The sequence below is a fragment of the Streptomyces sp. NPDC107546 genome, assembly GCF_055639175.1.
The window spans coordinates 1-1,425 of the sequence record NZ_JBVKBA010000083.1 but is presented as its reverse complement, the minus strand read 5'-3'; the positions used below and the strand labels follow the sequence as shown (position 1 = coordinate 1,425).

Here is a 1,425-nt window from a genome sequence, read left to right as displayed (position 1 = left end):
CTAGTAGGACTCCGTTACGTCTGTCTGCGTGCCGTGTTCAGGGGCATGAGGACTGTGTGGACGCACATGAAGTCAATCGTGTTCGGGCGACGTTGGCGTTATTCGTGGCGGATGTGTTCGCCTCGGTGCCGCGCAAGGACCAGCGGGCCAAGAGCGACTGCTATCTGCGGGGACTGATGACGGACGGACGCCGCAAGTCCATCCAGGCCATGGCCTCGCGGCTGCCGGACGGCAACGAGCAGAACCTGCAGCAGTTCGTGAACCAGTCCACGTGGGATCCGGTGCCGGTGCGCCGGAGGATCGCCGAGCGGATGGTGCCGCAGATCGGCCCGGACGCCTGGGCGGTCGACGATGTGTCGTTCCCCAAGGACGGCAGGATGTCGGTCGGGGTTGCTCCCCAGTACTGCGGTGCGCTGGGCAAGCAGGCCAACTGCCAGGTCGCGGTCAGCGTGCACGCGGTCTCCGACACGGCCTCGTGCCCGCTGAACTGGCGGCTGTTCCTGCCCCGGGAGTGGGCGGATGACGCCGCCCGGCGCCGGCGGACCGGCGTCCCCGAGGAGGTCGGGCACCGGGAGAAGTGGCGCCTCGCCCTGGACGCCCTGGACGAACTGGCCGGGTGGGGGCTGGTGCCGCCGGTGGTGGCGGCGGATGCCGGCTACGGCCAGAACGCCGACTTCCGCGCCGGCCTGGCCGAGCGGGAGATCCGTTACGTGGTCGGCGTCCGCGGCGATATCACCGTCCAGCCGCACGACGCACACCCCGATGCCCCGGCCTGGTCCGGCACCGGCCGCCGGCCGGTTCCCCGCTACCGACAGCCGCCGGTGACGGTGGCGGAACTGGCAGCGGCAGCCGGACGGGACGCCTTCAAGGAGGTGACCTGGCGGGAAGGCTCCCGCGGCCAGATGACCTCCCGCTTCCTGGCGATGCTTGTCCGGCCGGCCGGGGTGCGCTCGCGTCGGCTGGCAAAGGCAGCCGCGGTGGCCGAGCACGGCCGGTGGGACGGCGTCCTGCCCCAGGTGTGGCTCCTGGCCGAGTGGCCCGAGGGTGAGGACAAACCGACCCGCTTTTGGTTGTCCGACCTGCTCGACGACACCCCGATCCCAGAGCTTGTCCGGCTGGCAAAGATCCGCTGGCGCATCGAGCACGACTACCGCGAACTCAAGCACGGCCTGGGCCTGGACCACTTCGAAGGCCGCTCCTGGACCGGCTGGCACCACCACGTCACCCTGGTCACCGCCGCCCACGCCTTCCTCACCGAGCAGCGGCTGGCCCCAAAAGCCGACACACCGGACTCACCCTCTACCAGATCCTCGACGCCCTCCAGGACCTGCTGAACTGCTGGACCGGCACCTGCACCACCTGCCACCAACCCCTGCCCAGCAGAGCCACGCCAAGATCAAGAAAGACCTAACGGAGTCCTACTAG

Annotated in this window: 1 protein-coding gene; it reads left to right on the top strand. The window is 69.6% G+C overall.

The features are described from left to right. Window positions 1-56 precede the first annotated feature (56 nt). A complete protein-coding gene (locus ACZ7L1_RS39220; protein WP_471444494.1) occupies window positions 57-1,334 on the top strand; it encodes an IS701 family transposase in 1,278 nt (425 codons plus the stop codon). Window positions 1,335-1,425 lie beyond the last annotated feature (91 nt).